The sequence below is a fragment of the Pseudofrankia coriaricola genome (genome assembly GCF_032027725.1).
Classification (GTDB): Bacteria; Actinomycetota; Actinomycetes; order Frankiales; family Frankiaceae; genus Pseudofrankia.
The window spans coordinates 1-6,199 of sequence record NZ_JASNFO010000174.1 but is presented as its reverse complement, the minus strand read 5'-3'; the positions used below and the strand labels follow the sequence as shown (position 1 = coordinate 6,199).

General features: G+C 73.4%; 6 protein-coding genes. 3 read left to right on the top strand and 3 right to left on the bottom strand.

Features of this window, described 5'->3' with window-relative positions:
- Window positions 1–96 precede the first annotated feature (96 nt).
- Window positions 97–888 (bottom strand): MauE/DoxX family redox-associated membrane protein, encoded by a 792-nt coding sequence (locus QOZ89_RS46605; protein WP_071048226.1) that lies wholly within the window; start codon window positions 886–888, stop codon window positions 97–99.
- A complete protein-coding gene (locus QOZ89_RS46600) occupies window positions 885–1,661 on the bottom strand; it encodes an SCO family protein (RefSeq protein WP_071048227.1) in 777 nt (258 codons plus the stop codon). The genes QOZ89_RS46605 and QOZ89_RS46600 overlap by 4 nt, the downstream gene beginning before the upstream one ends.
- A 683-nt stretch (window positions 1,662–2,344) precedes the next feature.
- Between QOZ89_RS46600 and QOZ89_RS46595 the strand changes: the two genes are divergently transcribed.
- Window positions 2,345–2,710, top strand: a complete 366-nt coding sequence (locus tag QOZ89_RS46595) for a DUF3618 domain-containing protein (protein ID WP_312630354.1) — start codon at window positions 2,345–2,347, stop codon at window positions 2,708–2,710.
- Between the two features lie 19 nt (window positions 2,711–2,729).
- Window positions 2,730–3,497, top strand: a complete 768-nt coding sequence (locus QOZ89_RS46590; RefSeq protein ID WP_071053064.1) for a histidine phosphatase family protein — start codon at window positions 2,730–2,732, stop codon at window positions 3,495–3,497.
- Between the two features lie 135 nt (window positions 3,498–3,632).
- Here the strand turns inward: QOZ89_RS46590 and QOZ89_RS46585 are convergent, their stop codons facing one another.
- Window positions 3,633–5,027, bottom strand: coding sequence for a lysylphosphatidylglycerol synthase transmembrane domain-containing protein (locus tag QOZ89_RS46585; protein ID WP_083419774.1), 1,395 nt, complete (start codon window positions 5,025–5,027; stop codon window positions 3,633–3,635).
- Between the two features lie 486 nt (window positions 5,028–5,513).
- On the opposite strand from QOZ89_RS46585, the gene QOZ89_RS46580 reads away from it, so the two are divergent.
- Window positions 5,514–6,008 carry a glutathione peroxidase gene (locus tag QOZ89_RS46580; RefSeq protein WP_071053065.1) on the top strand — a complete coding sequence of 165 codons (495 nt, stop codon included), beginning with the start codon at window positions 5,514–5,516 and terminating at the stop codon, window positions 6,006–6,008.
- Window positions 6,009–6,199: the final 191 nt, after the last annotated feature.

Here is a 6,199-nt window from a genome sequence, read left to right as displayed (position 1 = left end):
CCCGCCGGGCCGCGTCGCCGGCGGCGCGCGGCGGCTGGCCGCCGTTGGCAGCACCCTGTCCTGCCCGGTCGCCAGGCCTGCTTCCCGTGCCCTTGTTCATCGGTCGCGCCCCATCCGTCGTCCCGCCCCATCTCCGCGTCGGGTCTCTCGCGGCCCGGCGGACCCGGCCCGGCCGTCCGCCGGGTGCCGGTCGGGGCCGTCCCAGCCCTCGGTGTCACCGCCGTCGCCCACCCGGCCGCGCCAGTCGCCCCCGGCCGCGTCGCCGTCATCCCAGGCTTCGTCGTGCTCGTCCCAGGTCTCGTCGTCGTACTCGCCGTCGTACTCGTACTCGTCCTCGGCCGCGCCCGGGCGCCGGCGGCCGGCGGCCGGCGCGTCCAGCAGACGGTCCAGGGCGAGATAACCGCCTGGCCAGCGAGCGAGCAGCCCGCTGGCGACCAGAAGCAGGCTGTCGCGGACAAGCTCCGACGTGTAATGGGTGGGCGCGTCCTTGGCGAGGTCACCGCCCGAGGAGAAACAGCCGCACTCGATGCGCAGGCCACGAGCCGCGGCGGACGCGATCGCCGCGATATACGCGGCGAGCATCAGCGAGGACAGCAGCGCGCAGGCGCGCACGGCGAGGCCCAGCAAGAGAAGCACGCCGAGCGCGATCTCGACGAACGGCACGGCGTAGGCGACCGGGTGGACGAGGCTCTCCGGCAGGATCCGGAACGCGCGCACCGTGCGGACCATCCCGGCCGCGTCGCCGACCTTGAGCGCTCCCGCCACCAGCCACAGCACCGCGAGCGCCAGCCGCAGCGCCGTCGAAACCGCGCGGACCCAGGCGCGCGCCCCGAAGGACCGGCCACCTGTCCGGTCTCCGGCGTCCGCGAGCGGGGGAGTGCGGGTCACCGCGTCGCCCTCTGCGCGGCCAGGACCGGAAGATCATGGATGTAGTCGGTGATCTGGGTGCCCGGCGGGTAGCGCAGGGCGAGTCGGCCGTCGCGGCCGAACGCCAGCACCTCGGCGTCCTGGTTCTGCTCGATCACGCCGTCTGCCCCCGTACGAGGTTGTTCCACGTTGACATCCAGCGCCCGAGCCGCGGCCCGCACCTCGGTGAACGGGCCGGTCAGGCCGTAGAAGCCGAATCCTGGGTCGAAGTGATGCAGCCAGGCGGCCAGCACGGCCGGTGTGTCGCGCGCCGGGTCGGTGCTGACGAACACGACGCGGATCCGCGCTCGCACCGCCGGGTCGAGCTCGCCCATCGCCTGCGCGAGGTCGGCCGTCGTCGCTGGGCACACGTCAGGGCAGTGGGTGTAACCGAAGTACAGCAGCGTCACCAGGCCGTCGGTCCTGGCGCGCAGGTCGAAGGGGAGCTCGTCGGTCCCGGTCAGGTTCAGCGCCGGCTTCGGCGCGGGTGTCGCGGGGCTGATCCCGTGCAGGCCGTCCGAGCGCCGCTCGCCGACCACCGCGGCGCGCATTCCGGGGGTGCGGTCCGCGCAGGCCGTCGCGCCCGCGAGCAGTGCCGCCAGCGTCAGGAGGGCGACCGGCGTCCCGGCCGCGGGCCCGCGCGCGTGGACCCGGCGCGGCTCTTCCCGGCCGGATGCGGAGGTGGCCTCGCTTTGTGCGCGGCGCGCCTGGGCGCGGCGGATGTCGTCGGCGAGTGCCGGCGAGGTGACGACCATGATCCTCCACGCTGAGAGCATGAGCAGGCGTGGGCGGCGTCGTCGGTGCCGATACGCGTCGGCGCGCGCTGCTACCTGCGGTAGGTCTCGGTTCATGCCGGCGCGGCGCCGTGATGGGCGTGGCCAGCCGTAACCGTAAACGAAGGATGGCGGCACAGCGTTTCCGGAGAACAGGGCGGGTCGCCGGTGTACATATATGGACGTACTGCCGTAGATACCTGATACCTCGCCGTGCCTCGTTCCGCCGGCCGGCCCGAACTCCCATCGGCGGTCCCGCTAGCGGCCCGCGTCCTCCTCGGCTCCGATGGCCCTGATTGGTTCTAGAGGGCCAAAGGGTGTGCGAAAATGATCTTCCTTCGCACACCCGGCGGCCGTTGTCCCCAGGATCACTAGAGGGCCAAAGGGTGTGCGAAAATGATCTTCCTTCGCACACCCGGCGGCCGTTGTCCCCAGGATCACTAGAAGATGTTTCGGCTCGTCAGGTGCCGGCGGGTCTGGCACTCTGGGCAGTGGACCCGTCGGCCGTTGACCGACGGTAGGCCACGGGCTGTGGGAACCGGTAGCCGATGAGCATGACCTTGACGGGCGGGTTCGCGATGAACCACCGGTCGCGGCGGCCGTCGGGGCGGGCACCGGTCGCCGTGCCCGTGGCCGTCGGCCGTGGGAGACGAGAGGTCAGATCGGTGCCGCAGGACCCAGCGATCATTCAGCGCCAGATCGACGAGACTCGCGCGGAGCTGGCGGAGACCATCGACGCGATCGCTGACATCGTCAGCCCTCGCCGCGTCGCCGAGCGTGCGAGCGAGCAGGTACGGGCAAAGGTGGCCGAGTTGCGGGCCCGGGCCGGCCACGGCGGGGAGCCGCTCGAGCTCGCCGCCGACGGCCCCGCGCCGCCCGCGGCGCTGCCGGCCGCCTCCGGCGGGCCGGGAGTCCCGGGGCAGGCACCGGGTGGGCGCACGGTGCGGTGGGGCCGGGTGGCGCTCGCGGTCGGCGCGACCACGCTGCTCGTGGTGCGCACCACGCGGCGCCGCAGGCATCGCCGCGGCTGAGGCCGGGCAGGCAGCCCCGATGAGCCCGAACTTCCACGGCCACGTGCCACCCGGCCGCATTGTGCTGATCCGCCATGGCGAGACCGAGTGGAGCCGATCCGGCCGGCACACTGGGCGAACCGATATCGCCCTCACCCGGGAGGGCGAACGGCGGGCGGCATCGCTGCGCGGCGCACTGCGCGACCATCGCTTCGTCCTGGTCGCCACCAGCCCGCGCATGCGCGCGGGCCGCACCGCGGACCTCGCCGGTCTGCGGTCCCCGTCCCCTGGGGCTCCCCTGGCGACCGGCACGACGGGTGCGGGCGAGGCGGACGGACAAGGCCCTCCCGATCCGCGCGTCGCGGCCCGGGAGGTCTGGCCGGAGCTCGCCGAATGGGACTATGGCGATCTGGAGGGCCTGACCACGCCCCAGATCCGCGAGGATCAGCCGGGCTGGACGATCTGGAGCGGCCGAGTGCCAGGCGGCGAGAGCGCCGAGGCCGTGGCGGCGCGCGCCGACGCCGTGCTGGACCGCGTTCTGCCGCTGTTGCGCGACGGCGACGTCGCGCTCGTCGGCCACGGCCACTTCTCGCGGATGCTGATCGCGCGCTGGTTGGGTCTGGAACCGGCGCGCGGCGCGTCGTTCCTGCTGGAACCGGCGAGTATCTCCGTCCTCGCGCACGAGCGGGAGACCAGGGTGCTCGGTGGGCTGAACCTGCGCCCGACGCCCGACCAGCCGGTCGCCGCGGCCGGCCCCGGCGCCGCCTCGGCCGAGCCCGCTGGCCGGGTACAGGCCACCGCGATCTGAGCCGCCGGCGGCGAGACGGAACCGGGCCCGAGGACGGCCTCGGCCGCCACGGCGGCCGAGGCTCGCGCCCGCCGGTCGACCGCGGGCGGCCGGGCCGTGAGAGCCGACCGGTGGGGTCATCAACCGGCCGCGGCCTTACAGGTCTCCCCGTCGCCGTAGCGCGGTCAGCGCGATGATGCCGGGAATCACCGGCAGCCAGTAGCCGATCAGCCGGTAGACCAGCACGGCGGCCACCATCGCGGCGGCCGGGCCGCCGGCCGCGGTGAGGCCGATGGCGAGTGCCGGCTCGATCGCGCCGACATTGCCGGCCGTCGGCGCCGCGCCGGCGACCGCCGAGCCGACCAGGTAGACCGCGGCCACCGAGAGCACGGAGACCTGGCCGCCGAACGCCCGCTCGCTGGCGGTGAGCGCGATCACCTGCGCGACCTTCGTGCCCGCGAGCGAGGTGGTCAGCACGGCGGTCCTGCCGGGGGAGTGGGCCAGTGCCCGCACATGCGCGAGGAACGTCGCGGCCGGTGCGCGCAGCCGGTCGCGCACCCCGCGGCGGGTGAGCACCAGTCCCAGCGCCGAGAGGACCGCCGCGACGGCGATGCATGTCGGCCCTATCCCGATGCTGGCGAGCGTGTCGCGCAGGGGCCCGGTCAGCGAGCCGGTGATGCGCGAGTCGCCCAGCAGCACCGCGACGAGCGCGAGCGCGGCCAGGTGCACCAGGCCGCAGACCACCCGGAGCGACGCGATCGTGGCGAGGCCCGCCGAGCGGGCGAGCCCGCGGCGTTCCAGGAAACGCAGGTTGACGGCGATCGCGCCGAGCCCGGCCGGGATGATCCGGTTCGCCGCGGCCGCGGCGCACTGGACCGCGGTCGACACCCGAACGCCCAGTGGCAGTCCGCTGCCAGCCCGCAGCGCGACGCCGTTCGTGACGTAGTAGAGCACCGCCCCGAACCCGCACAGCAGGAGCCAGGGCCAGTTGGGCGTCGGCACATCGGCCAGCTGCTTCTCGACGTCGGCTCGGAACCGGAAGGCGAGCAGCGCCAGCGGCACGCCGAGGATCACGCCGAGGATCAGCGTGCGCCGCCGCGGCATCCGCAGCGCGGGCCGCAGCCGTGCCGAGAGATCGACGTCGCACGCATCCAGGACGCGCGCCCGCGCGCTCTTCGGCGCGGTGAGCCGCCGGGGCATCGGTAGCGTCGCCGTGCCACCCGCGCCCGCCCCGGCCACCGCGGGGCTGCCCAACGCGCCCGCGATCGCCAGGACCGGCCGGGCAGGCGCGCCGGCGAGCATCGGTATCGCCGGGGAGCCGTGGAACACCGGGATGGCGGCCGGCCCGGCGGGCGCCGCGAATGCGGGCTGCCGGGGGAGCAGGCGGACGGTGAGCTGGCCGGAGAACGCCGCGCGCGCCGGCCGGGCGCCGCGCGCGCCGCGTGACCGCCTGGCCGAACGGCCCGCGTCCTCGCGCGGTCCACGGCTGGCGGCTGGCGGTCCCGCCGGTGGCGCGGGACGCGCCGTCTCCCCGGTCTGTCCCTCTGCCATCAGCGCCGGAGTCTCGATGACGGGCTCCCCTCGGCCAGATAACGGTAGGCGGAGACGGTCCGGTTACTATCCGGTTCCGGCCAGCTCCGCCCGTCTCATTGTGCGCACGGCCGTGCGCGCTCGGCTATTCCTGTCCCGGACCTGCTGAATCACGACCTCCCAGATCGGCTTCGCCGATCCGGCAGGGACCCCGTCCGTCGATCCAGCAGGAACCCCGGCCGCGCGGGTTCGCCCTCGTCGGCGAGCACTGGCGTGTCCGAATTGCCGGTCACCTTGGTCGATGCAGCGTCATTGTGGGTGCGCTATGCGACCGATCGCCCTCTTGGCGGGTGTCCGACCGTGGTCGGACGGGAGAAGTGTCGGTGTGAACGGCATCGGACGATGCCAGGCGGTCATGACCTACTGTGACATTAGCCCCCGGGGCCGGGGAGGCTTTCGGTGGCGGGGCCGCCACGGCAGTGTGGGCTCTGATGGAAGGAGCCAGCCATGGCTGAACTACTCGACCTGACGGTAAGTACTCTTGGTGGCGAGGACACCACGTTCGGTGCGCTCGCCGACGGCCGTGTCGCGCTCGTGGTCAACGTTGCCAGCCGCTGCGGACTTACACCTCAGTACGCCGGGCTTGAGGCGCTGCACGAGGAACTGGCTGAGCGGGGGTTCACCGTGCTCGGCTTCCCGTGCAACCAGTTCATGGGCCAGGAGCCCGGCACCTCCGAGGAGATCGCTCAGTTCTGCTCGGCGACCTACGGGGTGACCTTCCCGCTGGCCTCGAAGATCGAGGTGAACGGCCCGGGACGCCACCCCGTCTACGACGTGCTGACCCAGACCGCTGACGCCGAGGGCAACGCGGGCGACATCGCGTGGAACTTCGAGAAGTTCGTGGTCGGTCCCGACGGGACGGTGCTCGCCAGGTTCCGCCCGGGCGTCGAACCGGCCGACCCGGAGCTGCGGGCCACCCTCGAGAAGGCGCTGGCCGCCTAGAGGGCCGAAGGAGGTGCGAAAATGCTCTTCGTTCGCGCCTCCGGAGGCGCCTGTCTCCAGAAGCCCTAGAGGGCCGAAGGAGGTGCGAAAATGCTCTTCGTTCGCGCCTCCGGAGGCGCCTGTCTCCAGAAGCCCTAGAGGGCCGAAGGAGGTGCGAAAATGCTCTTCGTTCGCGCCTCCGGAGGCGCCTG

What these genes read in the sequence shown, in the direction of transcription:
- QOZ89_RS46585 (WP_083419774.1), bottom strand. Translation starts at nt 5,027, where the DNA reads ATGGCAGAGGGACAGACCGGGGAGACGGCGCGTCCCGCGCCACCGGCG.
- QOZ89_RS46580 (WP_071053065.1), top strand. Translation starts at nt 5,514, where the DNA reads ATGGCTGAACTACTCGACCTGACGGTAAGTACTCTTGGTGGCGAGGAC.
- QOZ89_RS46600 (WP_071048227.1), bottom strand. Translation starts at nt 1,661, where the DNA reads ATGGTCGTCACCTCGCCGGCACTCGCCGACGACATCCGCCGCGCCCAG.
- QOZ89_RS46590 (WP_071053064.1), top strand. Translation starts at nt 2,730, where the DNA reads ATGAGCCCGAACTTCCACGGCCACGTGCCACCCGGCCGCATTGTGCTG.